A 22503-nucleotide genomic window follows, 5' to 3' on the forward strand; every position below is an offset into this window, starting at 1 on the left:
ATTCAAAATTGACAATTCGAAAAACACCAAACCGATATTTCCTACACAAAACCTGCGTAGTTTTGCGGCATGGCAATAGAACTAGAATTTATCAATTTGGTGATACGCAAAAGCACCTTGGAGGAAAAATACCAGGGCGGTATTGAACAATTTCGCAAGGACCTACCGAATCGGTCATTACGCGAAGATGAGGACTTAGTCCGATTCGGCTGTATGAATTGGAATGACTTGGAACATTTCACGGACATCATTGTAGCAAAAGGTTTGGAATACAAAGATCAAGAAACAAAAGATTTCGTGGTGATCAGCTCTTTGAAAGGAGCTTTGTGGGAGGTGGATTGGATAGGTTTCGAGAACAGTACATGTTATGCAACCATAACTTAAGTCTACACGCTGTAATACGTTGCACTTCGAACTCAAATCGTTGGCAAAAAAACCTAAGTCATTGGCTATAAAGTATTTGAACACATTTGGATTTTGCTGATTAAACGGTTTTGACCTATATTTGAGCAAATCGATTTTCCCATGCAACACACGTTTCAAAGTCCATGGTTTAGCACCCTTTTGGGATGCACCAAACACAAAATATATGTAGGGGCAAGCCAAATTGAAATCGACACGTTATCGCTCTTTCAATTCAGCCAGTGTACGCACCGGATTTTATACAAGGAAATAGATTCCGTCACTTTAGTAAAGAAAAATCTTTTTACGGAGCTGCATATTCAATTGAAGACAGGGGGACACTTTATGATCCCCAACATAAGTCATCGAACGGCATTCGAATTAAAATGCTGCTTAAGCGCGAAGATGTAATTATGCGAAATTATCAGTTTTGTCAATTAAAAATAATTCTATTCCCACTACCTTTGGCAATCCTCCCAGGTTTGCCAAAGGTAAGGGGTGGAGAATTTAATTCGTTTTGATTATCTTTCGTTAATTAACTAGTTCATTTGGAAATACTTGCGCCCGTTTTTGGCATCTTTACCTCGTTCATCCTGTTGTATTACCTCAGTTCATTAAACAGGTCGAACATCTTTTTAGCACTCTTTTTCCTGTGCTGCAACCTCGTGGTGATGGTCTATTTCGGTTTGCATTACAGCAAGATGGAGTTTTGGGAAGGTATCTGTTTTGTGCATTTCCTACCGCTCTCTTTCCTATTAGGCCCTACCCTATTCTATTACGTCAAGCACACCGTTTCCGAAAACAAAGCATTTACCTGGCAGGATTCTTTACACCTGATCCCGGCTATATTTGTTGGCCTCGCCACCCTCCCCTTCACCTTGCAGCCTTTGGCAATCAAAACACAGATGGCGCATCAAATTGTGAATTTCACGGAGGACTATAGACTCAATTTCAACTGGGTAACCTTTGAGCAATTACTCTATGGACGATCGATTCATGTGATTTTGTATGCCTTCATCTCAATCGGCTATTTCTTTTGGAACAAACAGATATTGCTAAAAAAATATGGCATAATCCCGTCTAACCATCCCATCATCCAACGTTGGTTTTTCACCTTAATCATTTTACAAGTCATCATCGCTTCCACGAGTTTAGGCCACATGATTACTTTGTATTTCAAACCTGTATATTTTCTAGGAATCTCTTCTTTGCAAATTTTTAGTGAAGAACACTTCTTCCGCATTTGTGGCGGTGGATTTTTTATCCAAAATTTCTTCCTATTCCTCTTTCCAAATATCCTTTACGGGAATATTTCCTATTCCTTGGATTTGGACGAGGCCTCCACTTTCCAGAAAATCAAATCCAGTTTTGCCAAACAAGTTAAACCCCTGGAGAACATCCCAGAATTCGAGCTACAATTGGTCGATTATTTAAAATCTGCACCCTTCATCAAAAAGGATTTCACCTTATCGCAAATGTCTTTTGATCTGAAGATACCTGAGCGAAACCTTTCTGCCTATTTCAACAATGATCTACAGAAGACTTTTGGCGAATGGAAAAATGACCAACGAATCGAATATGTGGTGAAATTGATTGAAGATGGTCACGCAGCAGTCTATACGATCGAGGCGCTATCCGCGGAAGCGGGTTTCCAGTCGAGATCTAAATTCATTGATGCATTCAAAAGCCGACAAGGCGTTACCCCTTCTGCTTTCATCAAATCAAAAAAGCCCGCTGCTAACTAGCAAGGGGCTTTTTGTACTACCTACTTCATCTAAAATTACGGAGCTTTCAACCCTAACTGTTTGAAAAACTCAAGGTTATCAAAAAAGTCTTGTTCCTCCGTAATTTTACCTTCAATAATCGTTGCAATCGTACATCCGATTACATCCACCGATTTTCCTGTGGCAGGAATCCCAAAGAAATTACCTGTGTGTTTTCCTTTGAACTGCCAGTATTTAACCAATTTATTTCCTGCTGCGAAAGATTCTTTCACGATAAATTCACGATCAGAAAATCCCGTGATATAGTTTTCGTAATAAGCTTTAGCAGCAGCCTTTCCTTTAATTTCAGGAACGGTATGCAACACTACATTTTCCGCATAGGCCGTATCTAAAATGTTACTACGTCCTTCATTGATGACAACGTCCCATACGTGACCATAATTGGCAACATTCTCTGCAGCTACTTTTTCATTTTTTTCACTTTGTGTCGAGCAAGAAAATAAGGTTCCTGCCGCAAACACGATCATAATTAATTTTTTCATATTTGATATGTTTGGTTTGTACCCAAAAGTATAAAACGCACATCCGAAACGCCTGACTTGGCATAATTAATCTGTTCCCAAAAATGCAAAAGGGTACAAATTGCCCATTGATATTATTCGATAAGGGAATCAAACTTTCGTTCTTGCTTTCATTAATTAATAATCAAAAAACACATGAAAAAACTAGTTCTATTAGGGGCATTAGTAGCCTCTGCATTCTTCGTAAAAGCGCAAACAGCTGGCAAAATATTTGTTGGCGACAGTCAAGGTAAATCATTCAAATTTGGTTCAGAAAAAAGTAGCAATGTTGTTTTGGAAGCTGTCAAAGCTTACAATGCAAACAACTCTGCTGCTGAGACTGCCTTGTGGTCTGATGAAATGATCAAGAAATACGCAGAAGCGAATCAAAAAGGACATGCGGAATATCAATCCGTCGTAAACAAGCCTATGGCAATTCTTCCCTTATATGCTGAGGGTCAAAAAACAGAAGTTGTCCTATTGCAATCTACCGAGGAGCGCATATTCAAAAATGGCTCAAAGCAAAATTTGAATTTATTCGAATTGTTCCAAGTGGATAAGTCGGGGAAAATCGCCGGATTTACCCAATACCATTCCATTCCAGCGAGCAATGAATATGGAAAGACCTATGGCGGAAAATTAATCTCTTACAAGCCTGGGGCTGATCCAGCAGGTCGCACTCTTCAATTCAGCAACCGAGGTGAAATTGAAACAATTGAAAATTTTGCAAAAGCCTATAATGCGATGGATGTGAAAGCGGTTGAGGCTATTTTGGCAGATGAAGTTCAATTTGAGGATTTCGACGGAAACAAATTCACATTCACCAAAAATATGCTTCCAGCCTTGTTCGCTGAATTTCAATCTTTGGATTGGAAACCTGGATTTATCCTTCCGTTCAAAGTAAAAGACACCGATCCGGCTTCCGGAATTATCGTATTCTCAAATGAAAAACGCGTCATGAAAGATGGTAAAATTTGGGATAAAAATCTAGTAGAACTTTTCGGTTTCAATTTGGCTGGAAAAATAGATTCAGTTAAGCAATTCTCTAGAGAAAAAACAAAAAATTAAATTGATTAAGTCCGTGGGCATATCGCTCACGGACAATATTTTTAAACCCAAAAAACCATGAAAAAACTTACCTTATTATTCCTTGCAATTTTTGCAATCACAGCAAGCACATTCGCACAAAACAAACCGATTTACATCAATATCGCTTTCCACAAATTAAAGCCGGGCCACACGATTGAAGAAGCGATGGCGCTCGAAAAGAAATGGAAAGTTATTCATTTGAAACGTAAGGCAGCAGGACTCATTGGCGCCTGGGCTGTTTATCCAATTATGAATGAATACAAATCTGAATCTGTGGATTATGATTATGTATCCCTAAATGCATCTGAGGACCTAAACAAGCTTACGCAATACCCAGAAGCTATGAGAACAGCCTTGATGAAAGAAGATCCAAGTTTTTATTCCTTAATGGATGAAACGTTAAAGGTTCAATCGATTGTTCGAAACAAATTGACAAAGGTATTAGAGGCTACAGGTCCTTCGAATGATTTGAACTCGATTATCTTGATGGAAACGATGCAAGTAACGCAGCAAAACTATTTTGCTTATTTGGATTTCGAAAAACAAGTAAAGGCTATCCAATTAGACCGCATCAAGGCTGGTAATATCCAAGAATGGTCGTTTTGGCAACATTTGGCACCTATCTCTTATGAAGGTTCTGGCCAATTCACAACCGTTACATTCTTCAAGGATCTTTCTAAACTGGATTTCGATTCAAGCAGCATCTACATCAATGGTGCAAAGAAATACATGAACTTAAGTCCCGAGCAATTCACTTAAAAAGTAGGGGATTTACGTAGCATCAACCAATCCGTATTATTGCAATACGCTGTGGGTACATTTAACTAGTTCTAAATTTTCCAGGCCGGCACAAGTCGGCCTTTTTTTTAACCCAACGGATCATGAAAAAAATATTAGCCATTGCTTGCGTCATCGCAGGCGGAATGATGTCTTGTTCGAAACAAGAAAGTAAGTTACCAGAAGGTGCTGTAGGTTATGTAATAGACAAGTCGGCCAACATCGATTTAGCCAAGAAATCGATGCAAGCCTTAAGCGATGGGGATTCAGCAACTTATCGTGCTACCTATTCGGAAGATGCGGTCTTTTATGACAACGCAGATACAATTACTTTAGACCAAAACGTTTCCTTGTTCACCGCTTTCAAAGCGAAAGGAATTACGATGAAGTTGGATTCCATCCCGAATATCACGGAAACGATTTATAACGAACCAGGATATTTCGGCGCGAATCATTTTGTTTACGCATATGCTTGGTTTACCTTGACGCGTGGAGACAAATCGGTCAGAGTAATTATTCACTCGGTTGATGGCATTAAAGATGGCAAGCAGGTGGTTGAGTGGTTGCGTTATGATACGAAGAAGATTAACGAAATCATGCAATAATTCTATTTTTACCCCCTCCTTTACCTTTGGCAATCCTCCAAGGTTTGCCAAAGGTACGGGGAAAGGAGGATAACGAGTCCTCCTTTTGTTATATTATCAGTATCTTGATTAACACAAATTACTCCATCCGATGAAACACACTTTACTCCTTTTCGTTGCCCTTATTTCCTTTGGCAGCCTTGCTCAAAATCTACCTGGAGGCGACCCCGTACAACTCGGTTTATCGAAAGAAGGACTAGCACGCGTAGATGCCTTTTTGGCAAAAGAATCAGAAAACCAACACATTCCTGGGTCGATCGGTATGATCGTCCGACATGGGAAAATTGCTTACAAAAAAGCTTTTGGTAAAGCGAACCTCGAAACGGGTGAAGCGATGCGCACCGACCACCTTTTCCGGATGGCGAGTATGACCAAAATTATTACCGGCGTTGCAGGACTTAAAATATTCGAAAGAGGACTATTCACAATGGATACGCCTTTGGAAACGATTTTGCCAGAATTTGCCAACATGCAAATTTTGGTCGGATACGATACCTTGAAACACCAATTCATCACACGTCCAGCGAAAAACAAAATCTTGATGAAGCACGTGTTTACACATACTTCGGGCATTGCCTACCCACCCTTCTCAAGTCTGGGCCGAGAAGGTTATTTAAATGCTGGCGTTACAATCGCGTTTCCTAAGGGCGATACAAAACTAACACTCGCAGAAATCATTCGCAGCACCGCAAAATTGCCGCTTGTTCACGAACCCGGTGAGAGCTGGACCTATGGAATGAATCTCGAAGTATTAGGTCGAGTAATTGAGGTACTAGATGGCCGCACCTTTGCCGACTTCCTTCGTCAAGAAATCTTTACGCCCTTAAAAATGACAAGAACGTTTGTAGGTGTTACGCCAAACGAGTGGAAAAACATGACTCAGGTATATACTCAAGATAGGTCGGGGAAAAAGTCGGTCTATACAGATGAAGTAGGAAAGCGGCTTTTAGGATTCTCGGCAGACATGTCGATGGACTACTACAAGAACACGAATACCCCCTTGGCCATGGGTGGAACGGACATTGTTAGCAATGTGGACGATTATGCTCGTTTCTTCCAAATGATCCTGAACTACGGAGAATTAGATGGCGCACGCATTTTGAGCAAGAAAACGGTTGAGATGATTGAGAAACCTTTATTCGATGTGTCGACGAATGATGGAGTTGCCAAAGGCGTTACGGGCAGATCACAGTTCAAAGCTGGTGTAACCGTTTATGTTTATCCTGAGGAACAGGCCAAATTCGAGACGATCTCTGCAGGAACTTATTTCTGGAAAGGATATTTTGGTACACAATATTGGGTAGATCGGAAAGAAGACATGATTGGAATGGTTTTCCTACAAATTGCACCTGAACCCACGCGATTCAATGAAAAATTCCGCCATTTAGCTTGGGGAAGTATCGTAAAATAACCCGCACTTACCTTTGGCAATCCTCAAACCAGGTTTGCCAAAGGTAAGATGGGGTATTACCACCCATAGGTCAGGGTCAAACTATAATTCCGAGGGGCAATGGGATTCACGGAATTATCATCGTGAACATTGTAGCTCAACACATCTCCCAAATTCGCCACGCGAGCCCGCAAGGACATTTTCTTGAACGTATAGCCCGCTGTTAAATCTGCTTGCACATAAGCTGGAAGCGCAATGAGTCGGTAGGCATCATTCGCCACCAGCACACGCGTCGACCGCCCCGCAAACCGTTCGCCGATATACACCGACGTCAATCCTAATTGAAAGCCTTGATGTCGATATTGAACGCTTAAATTTGCAGTATGCCGCGGGTTGTATTTTAATAAGCTTCCTTCGATATAGGTATTACTTTTGACATATTTCGTTTCATTGAAACTATATCCACCTGATATCGTAAAACCTGCCATGGGTTTTGACATCACATCCAATTCAATCCCCTCACTTTGCACAGAACCCGCCATTTCTTTGACATAGGAATAGGTCGTGGCATTGACCAAAGAATTTTGGGCCAAATTATTATTCAAAATCCGATACGCAGTAACATTTACCGAAAATAAACCATCCCAAATGTCATTCTTAACCCCCATTTCGTATTGATCGATCAACGAGGGAGGTAAGGCCTGGTTATTGATGTCAACTCCCGTATTCAAAGCAAAAGAATTCGAATAACTGGCAAACAAAGCATGATCCAACGAAGGTTTATATACGATTCCCAAACGAGGTGAAAATGCCCCATCAAAATTAGACGTCGATGCAGTTTGGCCAGTCGCATAGGCATAAACATCACTCAAAGTTTGTTGGTATGAATACCGAATTCCCGCCAAAACCTTCCACTGCTCATTGAGATGTATCAAATCCTGTGCATATATACCCAAGCGGCGAATCGGGGCCATGGTTTTCGTAAAAGGTATCATAGCCGGTTGGTCACTACGTGCTGACTTCAACGCATTAATATATACGTTGACCGTATCGTAGCGATTAAACTGATTATAAGCATAGGTATCCGTGTTATAAAAATCCGAATCTAGCCCTACTAATACTTGATGTTTCATCCCGGCCAAATTCAAAGAGCCAATTAAATCCAATTGGGTTATTCCATAGCTTTCCTCTACCTCAGATTTCTGTAAATTTCGAATCCATTGGCCGTTTGCAGAGATTAAGGTACCAGCATTCGGACGCGTGTTGGAGAAAAGATTACTGGCATTTTGGCGCCAGCCATTCATCCATTTTAGTGTCCAATTTTCATTGATTTGTTGTGTCAAAGTAGTCGTAACAGAACTTTGAGAAGATTTAATATTCGACCAATATACGCCTAAAAATCGTTCCCGGGGAATATCAACAATTTGATAATTAATGATTCCAGCACCGAAATCAGGCGTTCTTTGGTCGGCCAAATAATCTCCTTCTAAAATCAATTCGGTCTTTTTACCAAGCTTGAACAAGATCGACGGATTCACATATACGCGTTCTGAGGAAACCCCTACACGGAAACTTTTGGCCTGCTCGGCACTCGCATTTAAGCGGACGGCGATGTTTTTGGAAAGGCCTCCATATACGTCAACAGAAGGCTTGTACATACCCCATGAACCCGTACGAAGACTTATTTCTCCCCCGAAATTGAATTTGGGCTTCTTGGTAACCAAATTCAGCACTCCCCCAGCGGCCACATTTCCATACAGAATCGCAGCACTACCTTTCAGAATCTCCACTTTCTCCACCCCACTCAGTTCCGAAATCATTCCGTTCGCATAGCGCATTCCATTCTTAAACGTATTTGAACTTGCCATCGAAAAGCCACGCGCCGCAATTTCCTCTTGGTAGCCACCCGTAGCACCGAAAATATAAACGCCATTTGTGTTCATCAAAACGTCACTCATGCGGTTAACCTGCTGCGCCTCCAACAAACTTTTATCGAGCGTCACCACACTCTGCGGCAAATCCATGGGTTTAATAGGCAATTTCCCGATGGTAATCGGCTTCTCGTTTTGACTCATATAGCCTACAACAACAATTTCTTTCAAATCATTGCTTGCCTCAACCAATTCCAAATCCAAATGAAGCGTTTTATCTGCGACCAGATTTACTTTTTCTTGCAAGGTTTTATAACCTACAAATGAAGCTTGCAAGGTGTACATACCCGGCTTCAAGCCTTGAAAATTGAATTTCCCATCAACATCCGATGGCTTTCCGCGTTTCAACTCGATGAGCCGAATAGAAACACCGGGCACAACTTGCTGTTTCGCATCCCGTACAACACCTTCCAAAGAAGCCTGCTGACCATAAACAACTGTAAACGAACAAATTAAAAGAATTATTAGGCGGATCATATACTTATATTTGTTTAGACTAATTATAAATAATGACCAAAACTACATGCGACAAATTACAAATGCAAGCTTATTTAGAATTATTTTAAATAAGCCTATGCTCTTACCTTTGGCAAACCTGGTTGGAGGATTGCCAAAGGTAGCTTTGCGGAATCAAAAAATTAGACTTAGAAATCAAACAATCAGATTCTTGATAATAATTATCAGTTGGCACCCATCAAAAATCAAATTACCCCTGTACCTTTGGCAAACCTGGTTGGAGGATTGCCAAAGGTAAGGATATGAAAAACACAAAACTCGTCTCAGTCATCTTATTGACCTTCTTCGTCATTTCATTCATTTCGAACATCATTGGGCCTATTATCCCCGACTTGATTCGGACCTTTCACTTGAGTCTTACCTTAGTTTCTCTCCTACCCTTCGCGTTTTTTATTGCCTATGGTTTTACATCCATTCCGGCGGGAATTTTGCTTGAAACATTCCATGAGAAAAAAGTGATGATGATGGCTTTTGTTCTAGCAACCCTAGGGTCACTACTTATTGTTTTATCGCCACATTACTTAACAGCCCTCTTATCCTTATTCCTGATTGGTAGCGGCATGGCCATGTTGCAAGTGGTCATTAATCCTCTACTAAGAACCGCTGGAGGTGAGGAAAATTATGCGAATTACTCAGTTTGGGCCCAATTGATCTTTGGTTTTGCGTCGTTTTTAAGCCCTTTGGTCTATCAATTTTTCATTGATATACATTTACCTTGGCTAAGTCTATACATCCTTTTTATTGGAATCTCAGTCATCATGATGCTCATAACCCAGAGCACCCATTTTCCCCAAGTGAAATTATCGGAAGAGGAAAAACCTGGCGCTATCGCCATTCATCTGGAACTATTCAATAACAAACAAGTCATTTTATATTTCATCGCCATGCTCTGTTATGTAGGAACCGAACAAGGGATTGCGACATGGATATCGCAATTTTTACAAACCTACCATGGCCTCAATCCACAAACAGATGGCGCGAACACCATCGCTTATTATTGGGGACTGATGACGGCCGGAGGAGTCTTAGGGATCGTCTTATTGAAATTATTGGATAGCCGAATTATCCTGATAACCTTTACATTTTTAGCGATGATTGCCTTGGCTTTTGGCTTATACGGAAACGCAGATGCGGCCTTAATCGCCTTCCCGCTCATTGGCTTTTTCGCATCCGTCATGTACCCCATCATTTTTTCGTTGGCCTTAAATTCTGTCACCGAACACCATGGATCCTTCGCCGGCATCATCGTTACCGGCATCGTTGGCGGCGCCATTTTCCCCTTCATCGTCGGTGGAATTGGCGATATTTTTGGCCTAAAAACAGGCATGAGTATCCTGTTTCTGAGCATGGGCTATATTTTCAGTATTGGTTTTTGGGCCAAACCTTTGGTATCCAATAAGCGTATCTTCGATTAAAGCACCAAATCCCCCCAGCCTTTTCGATAAGTTCTACGTAAAAACTGATTCGCTGGTTCGTAATTGGTCACACGCATATTTGCACCATCCCAATTCAGTGCCTTGTACCTTCCGCTATAGGCATAACCTTCCATGGCTCCGTAAACGGGATCCATCTTTTTAACCTTCTCTCGAATATTAAAACTCCTCAACAATAAATTACCTAATAACACGGTTTCGGTCAACGGTCCGCCATAGCCCTCAAAAGGAGAACTCACCTCCATGTTGCCATAGCCTGCAATACTCGCATCAATCCACTGCCACCAATGACCATCCATCCCACCTTTCACGCGGGCATATTTTTGCGGGATATGTTGGGCTGCCTCCTGCAATTCCTTCGAAAACAGGCGCGGATGCGAACCACCCCAACCACAGGCTATCACCCCTTTGGTCCCCACAAATAAAGTAGAGCCCTCAAAATCGTTTTCCCCAGGATAATCACCCAAGGCATCATTCATATTGACATCAGGTGCTAAGGCCTGTAAACGCTCCGGTGTAATCCCCCCATCCATCCAATACAAATCCAAATCCTTGCCATTGTTCATCGTAAACCTATATTTCAAGGAACTCGAAATAGGGCCACTTTCCGGATAGGCTGATTCCTTAAATACGCCGCTGTAGGTCGTAGATGCGCTTCCCGACACCTCATTCGGATAGCCCAAATTCAGCAATTTAAACGGCGGCCCCATGATGTGGCAACCCATGTCTCCAAGTGCTCCCGTACCAAATTCCCACCAACCGCGCCAATTGAAGGGCACGAGGTTCTCGATGTAATTGGTTTGTTGGGCGGTTCCCAACCATAAATCCCAGTTCAGTTCTTTCGGAATTCGACTCGGGGTTTTCGGCCAGGCAATGCCTTGTGGCCAAACGGGACGATCTGTCCAGCAATAGACTTTGGATATCTCTCCAATCAAATCCGCTTCGATCCATTCGCGCATCGTTTGCATGCCCTCACAAGAAGCACCTTGGTCTCCCATTTGGGTAACGACTTTGTATTTCGAAGCCGCCTGCGTAATGATTCGAGCCTCATGAATGTCATGGGTCAAAGGCTTCTGCAAATACAAATGCTTTTTCATTTGCATCGCGCGAAGACCCACTAAAGCATGATTATGATCCGGAATGGCAACGGTCACCGCATCAAAATGCTGGCTTTCCTTGTCAAACAATTCCCGCCAATCTTCGTAAAATTTGGCCTTCGGAAATTGCTTACGTTTCGGAGCTGCTTGACGCTGATCCACATCGCATAGAAAACCAATGGTCGAATTGTTATTGGGTGTTTTAGCCAAATGTTGGATATCATTATCCCCCTCGCCTCCACAACCAATCGCCGCGATGACCAATTTATCACTGGGTGCGACAAAACCTTTACCCCCTAAGACATGTCGGGGCACAATAAAAAATCCCGCCGAAGCTAAGGTGCTTTTCTTGATAAATTCGGAACGCTTCATTTTTTCAGGGGTCTAACGGATACTTCTTTAAAATACACGACATCTTCATCGCCATGATTCTGCAAGCCAAAATACCCGAAATCCGGTCGGCGCCCTGGGTAAGGTTCAAAATCAAATTTCCTTGCCGGCACAGGTTCTCCTTCCCGGTAATCCGTCACGAGTTCATCGTTTAGGTATACAATCGTCCGCGGACCGTCTAAGGTGATCAACATCGTATTCCATTCAGGACCCGGTTTTCCGGGTTTGCTTTTGGGTTTTGTAAAAGCATAAAGCGTACCGCTGATGTGATATTCATCTTCGCCGGAGGTTTCTGGATGATTGTCAATTTGCACTTCATAGCCATAAAACACGGGCATCCATTCTTCTTTAGGTTCGACAGGTACCTTCACAAAAATGCCGGCATTGCTATTGAATTTCTGCATTTTGTAAACGACTTTGATTTGGCAATTACCTAATTTTCCACCAGTCCAATACAAGAGTCCCATACCGCCTTTGCTAGCGAGTAATCCATTTTCAACGAAACGAGAGCCACCTCCTACGTGTTTCCAACCGGTCAAATCTTTGCCGTTGAAAAGTGGTTTCCAGTTTTGTGCATGCAAGCTAAAGCTTAGCAAAAGCACGATGAATAAGCATATTTTATTTTTCATGTTGGTCTACTTGATGGATGAAATCGATAACCCCTTTCATGTAGACCTTTTGGTCATCCCACATGGAAAGGTGACTTCCGTTTGGACAATATAAATAGGAGCCTTTTTGAACCATTTTACTTTGTTCCTCCATGGCTTTGGGGTCCATCGTGTCATATTTTCCTCCAATCATCAAAGTGGGAACGGAGATTTCTTTCAAGCGGTTTTTGATGTCCCATTTTGCCAAAGAACCTCCTATCCCAAATTCACTGGGACCTTGCATATGCGTGTAGATGACACCATTTGCATGCTTCAAGGAGCGATTCAGCGCATCTGGCCATTCCTGCAAGCGGCAAATGTGTTCATGGTAAAAATTCGGAATCAGCAATTCCATGTAGCGGGGATTGGCGAAGTCTTTTTTCGCTTCTATCGCTCGGATTTCTGTTAGAATTTTGGGATCCATTTGTTTGGCCAACACCTCATCTGCATATTTTCCATATTCGGGCGCGCTAGCAACCATGTTGGAAATCAACAAACCTTTCAGATTTTTCTGGTATTTCAGCGCATATTCCATCCCTAAAATGCCGCCCCACGAGTTCCCTAGAATATAAAAATTGGAAGCATCCGCCCCGATCGCCTTGCGAACTTGTTCGACTTCTTCCACGAAACGCTCATTGGTCCATAAAGTCGTATCTGTCGGCTGATCGCTATAATAGGATCCCAACTGGTCATATTCATAAAACTCGAAACCCTCCCGCTGGAAAAAAGTCTCGAAGCATTCCATGTATTCATGCGTCATGGCAGGACCGCCATGGAGCAATAAAATTTTGATTTTGGGATTATTGCCAAATCGTTTTGTCCAAACCTTGAATGTGCCTTTTGGCGTTTGAATGGGAATCATGCGGACACCTGCGGATTCGAGGCTATCTCCATAATTGAAGTACGAGGAAACGCTCGTTTCTTTTATTCCACAAGATTGTAATAGCCAAAGACTAGCGAATAGAAGGAATATTATTTTCATCGTGATAGGTTTTATTTTAGAAATATACAAAAATCAGGTACCTCCCTCTTAACCTTTGGCAATCCTCCTCAGGTTTGCCAAAGGTAGTTTTTTCAGGGGAAAATACTAAGGTCAAAAAAATCAGCTTGTTGATAATTTTTATCAGTTGGTTTAATCGAAAGCAAAGTTCAGCGAACTACCTTTGGCAAACCTGAGGAGGATTGCCAAAGGTTAAGTGTTTTTGTTTTAAAAGCTTTTGGAGTACTTTTGACGTCGATGAACATAAAGATTCCCAAGGTATTTTTCATTACCCCGCCGTTTACCCAATTAAATACGCCCTACCCAGCGACGGCTTATTTGAAGGGATTTCTGAACACCAAGGGGATAGGGTCATATCAGGCCGACTTAGGTTTGGAAGTCATACTCCAACTGTTTTCGAAAGGAGGACTCCAACGATTGTTCGCTCACATTGAAGCATCCGGCAAAAAATTGAATGAAAACGGGCAACGCATGCTCCGACTGCAACAGTCCTACGTTCGCACCATTGACCCTGTTATTTCATTTTTGCATGATAAAAACCCTACCATGGCGCATGTCATTGCCGAACAAAATTACCTGCCGGAAGCGTCCCGTTTTCAGCAAGTAACGGATTTGGAATGGGCCTTTGGTAGTATGGGCGTGCGCGATAAAGCCCGACATTTGGCTACCCTCTATTTAGAAGATATTTCGGATTTAATCATTGATGCCGTTGATCCCCATTTTGGGTTCAGTCGCTACGCGGAGCGGCTCGGTAGATCCGCTTCGAGTTTTCATGAATTAAATCAGGCATTAGAAGCACCTTTGACCTACATCGATGAGTTGTTGGTTGGCATCTTGTCACAAAAAATTCAAACCGAAAAGCCCGATTTGGTGGCTATCACAGCTCCATTCCCGGGCAATTTATACAGTGCTTTGCGATGCGGGCAATGGATCAAAAAACACCATCCGCAGATCAAAGTCGCCTTCGGTGGTGGATATGCCAATACGGAATTGCGTTCTTTGCAAGACCCGCGCGTATTTGAATTCGTCGATTTCATCACCTTGGATGACGGAGAAACACCCCTGATGAATTTGCTGGAGCATTTACGAGGGGAACGGAAATTAAGCGATTTGAAACGCACATTTTGTTGCATCGACGGAACGGTTACGTACTTAAATGGCTCCAAAGATTCAGACGTCAAACAGAAGGACGTGGGCGTTCCGGATTATTCGGATTTACCGCTGGATTCCTATTTATCGGTCATTGAAATCGCCAATCCCATGCATCGCCTCTGGAGTGATGGCCGATGGAATAAGTTGACATTAGCCCATGGTTGTTATTGGGGCAAATGTACCTTCTGCGACATTTCTTTGGACTACATCAAAAACTACGAATCCACGACGGCACCTATGCTGGTCGACCGCATGGAGGCGATGATTGCCCAAACTGGAAACAATGGCTTCCATTTTGTAGATGAAGCCGCGCCGCCAGCCTTGATGCGCGATGTGGCACTGGAAATTATCCGCAGGGATTTGACGGTGGTTTGGTGGACAAATATTCGATTTGAGAAAAGTTTCACGAAGGATTTATGCCAATTATTGGTGCGCTCCGGCTGCATTGCCGTTTCGGGCGGATTGGAAGTGGCATCGGATCGTTTATTGGCCTTAATTGATAAAGGAGTTACGGTGGCCCAAGTGGCCCAAGTCGCGGATCATTTTACGCAGGCGGGCATTTTGGTCCATGCCTATTTGATGTATGGATTTCCTACGCAGACTGCGCAGGAGACGGTGGATTCGTTGGAGGTTGTACGCCAACTCGTCGAAAATGGGGTGATGCACTCCGGTTTTTGGCATCAATTTGCATTGACAGCGCATAGTCCGGTGGGCTTAAATCCGGATGCTTATCACATAAAAATATTGAATCCGGAACCGGGAAGCTTTGCCAACAATGATTTGGAACATGCGGATCCAAAGGGTACGGACCACGCACAATTCAGTGAGGGGCTGAAGAAATCCTTGTTTAATTACATGCATGGCATTGGTTTAGACATGCCTTTGCAAGAGTGGTTTGAGTTCAAAATTCCGCGGACACAGATTTTCAAAAATTACATCGCGCGCATCTTAACGCAACAGGACGATAAAATACCGAAGGCAAATGCCAAAATTTGTTGGCTCGGCCCCATCCCTACGTTAGGCCAAATTACGCGCGGTAAATACGCGTTTCACCTGAGCATGGGTCGGGAAGAAGTGGAATTGCTCGTACCGGAGAAACTAGCTAGTTGGCTCGTGGAAGTCCTGGCTTCTGTCTCCTTAGGTCCATCGAAAACTTGGAACTTTGAGGAATTCCAAAAGGCATTTAGCCAAGCGGGACTCGGTGATTTTATGCAATTTTGGCAAGGGGAAATCGGGGAAGAATTGCGGGAGCTAGGCTTGTTGGTGGTTTAATGAAATTATCAGGAAATAGATTTATTAATCAGTTTTGCCGAAGGTCAACCGCGCCGCCCGCCGTACCTTTGGCAATCCTCCAACCAGGTTTGCCAAAGGTAAGGGGTGGGTTAGCCAAAAGGTAAGGGATAAAAAAAGGCCACAAACGTGGCCTTCTCGATATTAAGAGTAGATTTATATTTATAGAACTAGGTTAAGCTTGACTTTTTTGCTGCTGGCTTTGATGTAAGTCCCCGTTGTTTCGATGGACAAACTCGTTGCGGATGGCGTAGACAAAACGGTAAACTCTAAGACACCATTCGTTCCCGAAGGTGCACCCTCTGAACTTGTTAATCCAGCTAATGTCAACTTCTTCGCATCACTTGACAAAGTATATGTTCCTGTAAATTTCTTGCCGTCGAATTCCGTCAGACTTGCCGCAGTGCTACTTGTTAAATCCAATCGAAATTGGCTATAACCCGACACTAAATTGGCAGATGAAGATTTATCAAACTGTGTAGTTCCGTCCCATTGGACCACACCTGCCGACCACACTTTTTTGACTAATTCAGATGCTGTTGGGGTAGGAGCAACGGGTGTGGGAGCTGGATCTGCTGATTTGCTGCACGAAAGCATAAATAGCGCTAACGCGATGAGTATGAGGTTTTTCATGTAAGAATAACTTTGATGCTCAATTATAATGAAAGCAAAAGGAAATGCAAAGACATACTTATTTAACGGCCAACCTAAATTCAAAAGCCGTTAAATAAATAAGACAAAGAATTTAACTGTAGATCCATTAATTTGGTAAGACAATAATGTTATCGCATGAAAAACATCTTTCGAATTTGCCTGCTTTTATTAATCACATTCGTATCGCACGGACAGGTAAAAATGGAAATCAAATCCTCCTTATTGAAATTTCCACCCAATATGGCCGATTGGATTAAACGGCATGTAGGCAATTACAACCCATATAATGAGGCTCTTGGCACCAAAATTGGAACAAATCAATCCAAACAATTTTACGACTTTAACAAAGATGGGAAAAAGGATATTTGTATCGAATTAGGACTAGAATATTTCCGCCCTCAGGCACAATATGATTCTGCCTACGCATATTACAAAGGAATTTTTATTAACAAAGGTAATGATGTATTTGAATTAGATACCAATTACATCATCAACGGTAGAGGGCGCCCTTGGAGTGGAAAATTTGGCGATTTTAATGGCGATGGATTAGTCGATTACGCCCATGTCAATGAAAATTACCATGGAGACCAGGCAAAAAAACCCTTGGATTTATTTACTTCAAAAGATGTTCCTGATGGCAGTCCAAGCCATGTCTTTTTCAATAATGGAAAAAGTTTCGATCGAGTGAATTTAGATACAATAAACATGATCTCAGAGAATTGCGAAGTTTATGATATCAATGGTGATGGAAGAGATGAAATCATTTCCATGCCTCAAGAAAAATTTATTGTATACACTTACAATCTAAAAACGAAGCAATTTGATCGGTCACATGATAACATCAATCAACTATTGAAACAGAAATATTCCTCCCAACTAATTAAATTTTTCACTTTTGGTAAAATAGAAAATGCCAAATTACGAATGGCCGTTTCACACGACAGTTTTACGCCTGATTTAACCAAAGCTAAAATAGATATTGCAGAAATTAATCTGAAAGACAGTTCAATAACTATAATCAATTCCTTTCAACATCCCCAATACAAATTACCCGATGGTACAATCTCTTTGGGATCTATTCAGGCCAACGAATCCTACAAATATGAAGATTTAAATGGCGATGGCATCAATGAATTAATCATGATTTCTCCATTTGGGAATAAATCCGAATTAATGGGTTTCAACATCATTGAAAATAACCAACTAGCGACTACAAAATATTGGACACCGGACCTTAATGAAAATGGGTTTCGTATACAGGGCTATATCAAGGACCTCACGGGTGATGGCAAATCAGATATCGTTTCAAGTGAATGGAATTTAGATAAATCCCAAAACTACTTCAACTATTATTACTACTATACGAATGGCAAATATGTAAACACCAAGATGACTATCACGCCAAATTCTGTAAAACCGCTAAATATTCCATATTGGACTTGGGTTGAGGATTTCAATGAGGATGGAATTAATGATGTATTTATTTTCAACGTCAACAATGTTTTTGAAAGTTATTATTACAAAAGCGTGAATTGCAGTAAGGCAACTAAACCCATTTTAAACACGACCAAATTAAGTTTTTGTGCTAATGAAACACTGAAACTCAATATCACGAATACGACAAGTGGAGATGCCTATAAATGGTATTTCGGAAAACAGATAGATTCATCCAATGTCAGCACGAAGACCTATTCGGATTCAGGTAAATTAGTCATTAGCAAAACTGATGTAAATGGATGCACCTCACAAACGGATACGTTGACGATCACCAAATTCGCTGCTATACCCACCCCTAGCATAACGCGGAATGGAAATAATTTGAATTCATCAAGCACGAGCGGAAATCAATGGTTTTTGGATGGTGTAAAATTGGCCAACGAAACAAATAGTAGCATCAAGTCAAGCAACAATGGTATTTACACCGTACAAGTTACAGGTTCAAATGGCTGTAGTTCGGATGTATCCAAGGGTGAATATGGCTTAATTACCGCGGCAAAGGCTTGGGAACCCGAAAATATCGGCGTATCTCCAAATCCATTTATAAACCTAATTCAGTTGGATATCCCGAAGAGTTTTGGTGAAAAAGCGCAGATTTCGCTTACTGATATATCAGGCAAATTTTATATACAGAAATTAGCAATAATACGTCAACAAGAACTCAATTTGAGTTTTCTTCCCGCGGGAAATTACTTTTTGCGTATAGAGAGTCTAGATCAGACGCAGAACAAAACGATTAAAATCACCAAACAAGAGTAAATCTCAATCAGACTTCTTTAACCTTTCCGTGATGGATTCTTTTAGGCTAATGAAATCCGACAGGATAAATACGATCGTCAAAAACGAAATAATCACTTCAAAAATGATGATGATTTTGGCGGCGATAGTGGTGGGCATGATTTGGCCATAACCAAAAAAAGAAAAATTCAGGATGGAGAAATAGACAAATTCAAACTGGGTTTCCCAAAAATTCAAATGCGGTTCGATACCCACAAAACTTTTGGGATTCACCTGATATAGACAGGAAAAATCGACAGCAAAAGAAAAAACAATCATCGAAATGTTGAGCAACATGAAAGCCATGAAGGCATGGTAAGCAATTTCTCGAACGCTCGCTTCGATGATTTTTCGATAACTGACGGACACAAAATAAATGGATTTGGCGAGCGATAAGGCACAAATTAGACCTAATGTAATTTTGTAGTCAAAAAATTCTTGGTCGTCGATAAAAAACACAATCAGCCCCAAGCTGATGATGATTAAATATTTCCAAATGAGGTCGCGGTATTTCATAGAATGACAGATGTGCTTTGAAAATTAATGTAATTTAGGCAAGAATCCTCAAATGGAGGATGTAAATGGCCACTTTGGGATTCCAAATTTTGTGTATCTTTCTTTCCTAAACCCAAGCAATATGCGCAGTTTACTCATATTCTTTCTGTTAGTTAGTTTTCAGATGTCGGCGCAAGATTCAACTTACGTTCGCATCGAACTAAAACAAGGTGCTCCGGTGGAAGGCAAATTGCAGCATCAAAACGACAAGAGCATCAGTATTGAGATACCTGACACAGGCCTACTGACCATTCCCTGGGAAAGCGTGCAGGCCGTTATTCGCTTAAATCCCAATGAAATCCCTGGTCAAGGAGGTCGCTGGGCCAATCCGCACCCGAATCGCTATTTCTTTGGGCCTTCGGCGATTCCGCTAAAGAAAGGGGATAAATATTACCAAAACGCATACTTTTTATTGAATTCCATCCAAATAGGCTTGAACGATCACCTTTCTGTGGGAGGCGGTGTACTCATTCCCTTTGCGCTATTTTTAACACCGAAAATTGGCTATCAAGTAGCGCCTAAATTACATCTGGGCGGAGGTGTGCTTTTTGCGACATCTTTGATTCGTGATTTGAATTTTGGCGTGGGGGCTTTGTATGGTTCGATGACCTATGGAACGCATGAGCATAATCTAACGGTGAATTTGGGACTGGGGGCTGTGAAGGAAAATACGGGATTGGGGAGTTCGGATTATACTTGGAAATTTGCCAACAAACCGATGCTGACGCTTTCTGGGATGACACGTATATCAAACCGCGTAATGTTGATGTCGGAGAATTGGCTATTCAATGTAACCTCAGTTAATTACGATGATGGAACAGGCCAATTCGTCAATCGGGTATCCAATTACGAGGGAATCTTTTCGGCGGGTGTTCGGATCCTAGGCAGAAAATCGGCGTTTGATGCGGGATTTCTGACACCTACCGGGGCACAAACAGCTATACCCTATTTGGCCTATAACCTGCGTTTCTAATCTCTTACCCCTCTTTAAGCTTTGGCAATCCTCCTCAGGTTTGCCAAAGCTAGTGGATTAAGGCCATTTAAATCCCTTTTAAAAATCAGGTATTTGATAATCGCCTGAAATAATCTGATATTTACCAACTAACACATTAAAAATTGAGTTCAACAATCACGTTTTATAGATTTGATTATTGAAATACATCCCATCAAAACGATGAAACGAATATTCATACTGTTCAGCTTTGCTCTTTTAGTTTCTTGTACTAAAGAAACACTCCAACAAAAACTAACAGTTACCGCATCGCCAGCCAATGGAGGTTCGATTTCCCCAACATCGAACTCTTTCGAAAAAGGATCTCAGGTAAATTTAATCGCCACGCCATCCGGTGAGTATACCTTTAAACAATGGCAGGGGGGCGTTTCTGGAACGAACAATCCTACGATGCTGACAATGGATTCCGACAAGGATGTTACAGGTGTTTTTGAAAAAAGACAATACCCGTTAACGCTCACCATCGAAGGAAACGGAACCGTTAAAGAAGAAATTATTTCTGTTGCTTCGCAATCTCAATACCCATCAGGGACCAGCGTTAAACTCTCCGCCAAGGCTGGCGCTGGTTCCATCTTCAGTGAATGGAAAGGCGATATCACGAGCAAAGATTCCATTATCACGACAACCATCACGAAACCTTTGGCTTTAACTGCGAGTTTTGTTGTGAAGGTTATTCCGCCCGACTACAGCACAAAATACACGGCATTCAATGCGACCACGTTTACCAAAACGATGACCTTTAATTCGCTTCATCAAGAATCTTTAAAGCTGTTGAAAATGAATAAAAAGGCATACCTCGTTTCTGCAAGTGCCGACCTATATGGCACGACTTATGATTTTTTCAGATCCTTTGAAATTGACACAACCAGCGGTCAACTCACAGAAAACACAAGTTCATTCCTCGGCGGTTATAAAGAAGTAGGATTCCCAAAAAGTCCGTTCTTTTATGAAGACCTTAATGGTGATGGCATCAAAGATTTGTTTGAAGTTGACCATGGCAAAGAGACACAATCCTTGATGGTTAATGGCCTTTTCCCAGGTTTTGTCAACCACCTGTTTTTGGGTACTTCGGATGGAAAATTCAATTACAGCACAACGGCCGACTTATCCGATACCAAACGATTTCATCATAATGCCGGCGTTGGCGATTTAGACGGAGATGGCGACAATGATTTAGTTTTGCAGTTTTTTGGCCCAGAAGAAATGTACTATTTCAAGAATTCAGGCGGATTGAAGAAAGATCGAATTCTAACCCCCAACAATGATACTGGAGCTGTTTTAGTAACCGATATTGACAGTGATGGGATCACAGACATCATTTCGGCACCTTATATAGATCGAGGTTCGAGTCCAAGGACCTATGTATTAAAAATCAATTTGACGCAGGGTGCCTATACGAGCACGCGAATTTCTGGATTATTACCCTTTGGCCAAAGCTATGGTTGCTACAAATTATTTGCCCTGCCAAATCCTAAAAATCCCAAAATCAAAAATATCTTCTATTTCGTCGAGGGAGGTCAAGGGGTCCAAAAAATCTTCCGCAGCAGCGATGCTGATATGACAAAACTGGATGAGATCAGCCAAGTACAATCGACATACAAATCGAATGGAACCCGTGATTACCTTATTATGGATCTAAATTTCGACGGTTGGGATGACGTATTTTTCATCACCAATACGGGAGATAATTTGAATCAACGCGTTTGGCTCAATAAAGGAGACAACACGTTTGAAAACCCAACTTGGGAGATTGACACAAGCCTAAATGATGTTTTTATTCCGCTAGCTAGCAATGACAAAACCGGTCGCGTAAAATTTCTATATATCCAAAATTACACCCCGATAAGGTCAAGGGTGGTCGATGTGTATACCAAAAAACGTTAGGTCATTTTTATCAAAAAACTGAAAGCGAATATAAGGTCGGATTCATTCAATCAACGCTATGCCCCGTACCTTTGGCAATCCT

18 protein-coding genes are annotated in these 22503 nt (G+C 41.7%); 11 read left to right on the forward strand and 7 right to left on the reverse strand.

What is annotated here, in order from left to right:
• Positions 1–69: 69 nt before the first annotated feature.
• Together V7S75_RS08840 and V7S75_RS08845 are read left to right on the forward strand one after the other, a co-directional pair.
• Positions 70–384 (forward strand): hypothetical protein, encoded by a 315-nt coding sequence (locus V7S75_RS08840; RefSeq protein WP_459513178.1) that lies wholly within the window; start codon positions 70–72, stop codon positions 382–384.
• Between the two features lie 566 nt (positions 385–950).
• Positions 951–2147 (forward strand): helix-turn-helix domain-containing protein, encoded by a 1197-nt coding sequence (locus V7S75_RS08845; RefSeq protein ID WP_459513180.1) that lies wholly within the window; start codon positions 951–953, stop codon positions 2145–2147.
• 35 nt (positions 2148–2182) lie between these two features.
• Here V7S75_RS08845 and V7S75_RS08850 read toward each other — a convergent pair whose 3' ends face one another.
• Positions 2183–2668 carry an ester cyclase gene (locus V7S75_RS08850; protein WP_459513182.1) on the reverse strand — a complete coding sequence of 162 codons (486 nt, stop codon included), beginning with the start codon at positions 2666–2668 and terminating at the stop codon, positions 2183–2185.
• A gap of 174 nt (positions 2669–2842) precedes the next feature.
• Between V7S75_RS08850 and V7S75_RS08855 the strand changes: the two genes are divergently transcribed.
• The 4 genes from V7S75_RS08855 to V7S75_RS08870 all read left to right on the forward strand — a co-directional run bounded on the left by V7S75_RS08855 (position 2843) and on the right by V7S75_RS08870 (position 6607).
• The gene (locus tag V7S75_RS08855; RefSeq protein ID WP_459513184.1) at positions 2843–3754 is read left to right on the forward strand and encodes a nuclear transport factor 2-like protein; all 912 of its coding nucleotides are present in this window, start codon (positions 2843–2845) and stop codon (positions 3752–3754) included.
• 57 nt (positions 3755–3811) lie between these two features.
• Positions 3812–4534, forward strand: coding sequence for a hypothetical protein (locus V7S75_RS08860; RefSeq protein ID WP_459513186.1), 723 nt, complete (start codon positions 3812–3814; stop codon positions 4532–4534).
• 122 nt (positions 4535–4656) lie between these two features.
• Positions 4657–5157 (forward strand): hypothetical protein, encoded by a 501-nt coding sequence (locus V7S75_RS08865; protein ID WP_459513187.1) that lies wholly within the window; start codon positions 4657–4659, stop codon positions 5155–5157.
• Positions 5158–5287: 130 nt separating this feature from the next.
• On the forward strand, positions 5288–6607 hold the full coding sequence (locus V7S75_RS08870; protein WP_459513188.1) for a serine hydrolase domain-containing protein: 1320 nt from the start codon (positions 5288–5290) through the stop codon (positions 6605–6607).
• A 56-nt stretch (positions 6608–6663) separates the two neighbouring features.
• On the opposite strand, the gene V7S75_RS08875 is transcribed toward V7S75_RS08870, so the two are convergent.
• Entirely contained in the window at positions 6664–8994 is a 2331-nt protein-coding gene (locus V7S75_RS08875; RefSeq protein WP_459513190.1) for a TonB-dependent siderophore receptor, read from the reverse strand.
• A 281-nt stretch (positions 8995–9275) separates the two neighbouring features.
• Between V7S75_RS08875 and V7S75_RS08880 the strand changes: the two genes are divergently transcribed.
• Positions 9276–10448, forward strand: a complete 1173-nt coding sequence (locus tag V7S75_RS08880) for an MFS transporter (RefSeq protein ID WP_459513192.1) — start codon at positions 9276–9278, stop codon at positions 10446–10448.
• On the opposite strand, the gene V7S75_RS08885 is transcribed toward V7S75_RS08880, so the two are convergent.
• The 3 genes from V7S75_RS08885 to V7S75_RS08895 are packed head-to-tail and all read right to left on the reverse strand — an operon-like array spanning position 10445 to position 13582.
• Positions 10445–11935, reverse strand: coding sequence for a Gfo/Idh/MocA family protein (locus tag V7S75_RS08885; protein ID WP_459513194.1), 1491 nt, complete (start codon positions 11933–11935; stop codon positions 10445–10447). The genes V7S75_RS08880 and V7S75_RS08885 overlap by 4 nt on opposite strands.
• Complete coding sequence (locus tag V7S75_RS08890) at positions 11932–12582, reverse strand: 3-keto-disaccharide hydrolase (protein ID WP_459513196.1); 651 nt, start codon at positions 12580–12582, stop codon at positions 11932–11934. Before V7S75_RS08890 ends, V7S75_RS08885 begins: the two co-directional genes overlap by 4 nt.
• Positions 12572–13582: a proline iminopeptidase-family hydrolase gene (locus V7S75_RS08895; protein WP_459513198.1), complete on the reverse strand. Its 1011-nt coding sequence runs from the start codon at positions 13580–13582 to the stop codon at positions 12572–12574. Before V7S75_RS08895 ends, V7S75_RS08890 begins: the two co-directional genes overlap by 11 nt.
• Positions 13583–13837: 255 nt before the next feature.
• On the opposite strand from V7S75_RS08895, the gene V7S75_RS08900 reads away from it, so the two are divergent.
• Positions 13838–16024, forward strand: a complete 2187-nt coding sequence (locus tag V7S75_RS08900) for a B12-binding domain-containing radical SAM protein (protein ID WP_459513200.1) — start codon at positions 13838–13840, stop codon at positions 16022–16024.
• A 180-nt stretch (positions 16025–16204) separates the two neighbouring features.
• Here the strand turns inward: V7S75_RS08900 and V7S75_RS08905 are convergent, their stop codons facing one another.
• Positions 16205–16675, reverse strand: coding sequence for a hypothetical protein (locus tag V7S75_RS08905; protein ID WP_459513202.1), 471 nt, complete (start codon positions 16673–16675; stop codon positions 16205–16207).
• Positions 16676–16831: 156 nt separating this feature from the next.
• Between V7S75_RS08905 and V7S75_RS08910 the strand changes: the two genes are divergently transcribed.
• The gene (locus V7S75_RS08910) at positions 16832–18952 is read left to right on the forward strand and encodes a T9SS type A sorting domain-containing protein (protein WP_459513203.1); all 2121 of its coding nucleotides are present in this window, start codon (positions 16832–16834) and stop codon (positions 18950–18952) included.
• A 3-nt stretch (positions 18953–18955) separates the two neighbouring features.
• On the opposite strand, the gene V7S75_RS08915 is transcribed toward V7S75_RS08910, so the two are convergent.
• Positions 18956–19486, reverse strand: a complete 531-nt coding sequence (locus V7S75_RS08915; RefSeq protein ID WP_459513205.1) for an ion channel — start codon at positions 19484–19486, stop codon at positions 18956–18958.
• 121 nt (positions 19487–19607) lie between these two features.
• Between V7S75_RS08915 and V7S75_RS08920 the strand changes: the two genes are divergently transcribed.
• Both V7S75_RS08920 and V7S75_RS08925 read left to right on the forward strand, forming a co-directional pair.
• Positions 19608–20498: a hypothetical protein gene (locus tag V7S75_RS08920; protein WP_459513207.1), complete on the forward strand. Its 891-nt coding sequence runs from the start codon at positions 19608–19610 to the stop codon at positions 20496–20498.
• Between the two features lie 201 nt (positions 20499–20699).
• Entirely contained in the window at positions 20700–22421 is a 1722-nt protein-coding gene (locus V7S75_RS08925; RefSeq protein WP_459513209.1) for an InlB B-repeat-containing protein, read from the forward strand.
• The last annotated feature ends 82 nt before the right edge of the window (positions 22422–22503 follow it).

It is taken from the genome of Aquirufa sp. TARAVU-A1A (assembly GCF_054558675.1).

Coding starts and splice junctions, on each gene's coding strand:
- V7S75_RS08840 (WP_459513178.1), top strand. CDS start 70: ATGGCAATAGAACTAGAATTTATCAATTTGGTGATACGCAAAAGCACC.
- V7S75_RS08850 (WP_459513182.1), bottom strand. CDS start 2,668: ATGAAAAAATTAATTATGATCGTGTTTGCGGCAGGAACCTTATTTTCT.
- V7S75_RS08855 (WP_459513184.1), top strand. CDS start 2,843: ATGAAAAAACTAGTTCTATTAGGGGCATTAGTAGCCTCTGCATTCTTC.
- V7S75_RS08860 (WP_459513186.1), top strand. CDS start 3,812: ATGAAAAAACTTACCTTATTATTCCTTGCAATTTTTGCAATCACAGCA.
- V7S75_RS08865 (WP_459513187.1), top strand. CDS start 4,657: ATGAAAAAAATATTAGCCATTGCTTGCGTCATCGCAGGCGGAATGATG.
- V7S75_RS08870 (WP_459513188.1), top strand. CDS start 5,288: ATGAAACACACTTTACTCCTTTTCGTTGCCCTTATTTCCTTTGGCAGC.
- V7S75_RS08875 (WP_459513190.1), bottom strand. CDS start 8,994: ATGATCCGCCTAATAATTCTTTTAATTTGTTCGTTTACAGTTGTTTAT.
- V7S75_RS08880 (WP_459513192.1), top strand. CDS start 9,276: ATGAAAAACACAAAACTCGTCTCAGTCATCTTATTGACCTTCTTCGTC.
- V7S75_RS08885 (WP_459513194.1), bottom strand. CDS start 11,935: ATGAAGCGTTCCGAATTTATCAAGAAAAGCACCTTAGCTTCGGCGGGA.
- V7S75_RS08890 (WP_459513196.1), bottom strand. CDS start 12,582: ATGAAAAATAAAATATGCTTATTCATCGTGCTTTTGCTAAGCTTTAGC.
- V7S75_RS08895 (WP_459513198.1), bottom strand. CDS start 13,582: ATGAAAATAATATTCCTTCTATTCGCTAGTCTTTGGCTATTACAATCT.
- V7S75_RS08900 (WP_459513200.1), top strand. CDS start 13,838: ATGAACATAAAGATTCCCAAGGTATTTTTCATTACCCCGCCGTTTACC.
- V7S75_RS08905 (WP_459513202.1), bottom strand. CDS start 16,675: ATGAAAAACCTCATACTCATCGCGTTAGCGCTATTTATGCTTTCGTGC.
- V7S75_RS08910 (WP_459513203.1), top strand. CDS start 16,832: ATGAAAAACATCTTTCGAATTTGCCTGCTTTTATTAATCACATTCGTA.
- V7S75_RS08915 (WP_459513205.1), bottom strand. CDS start 19,486: ATGAAATACCGCGACCTCATTTGGAAATATTTAATCATCATCAGCTTG.
- V7S75_RS08920 (WP_459513207.1), top strand. CDS start 19,608: ATGCGCAGTTTACTCATATTCTTTCTGTTAGTTAGTTTTCAGATGTCG.
- V7S75_RS08925 (WP_459513209.1), top strand. CDS start 20,700: ATGAAACGAATATTCATACTGTTCAGCTTTGCTCTTTTAGTTTCTTGT.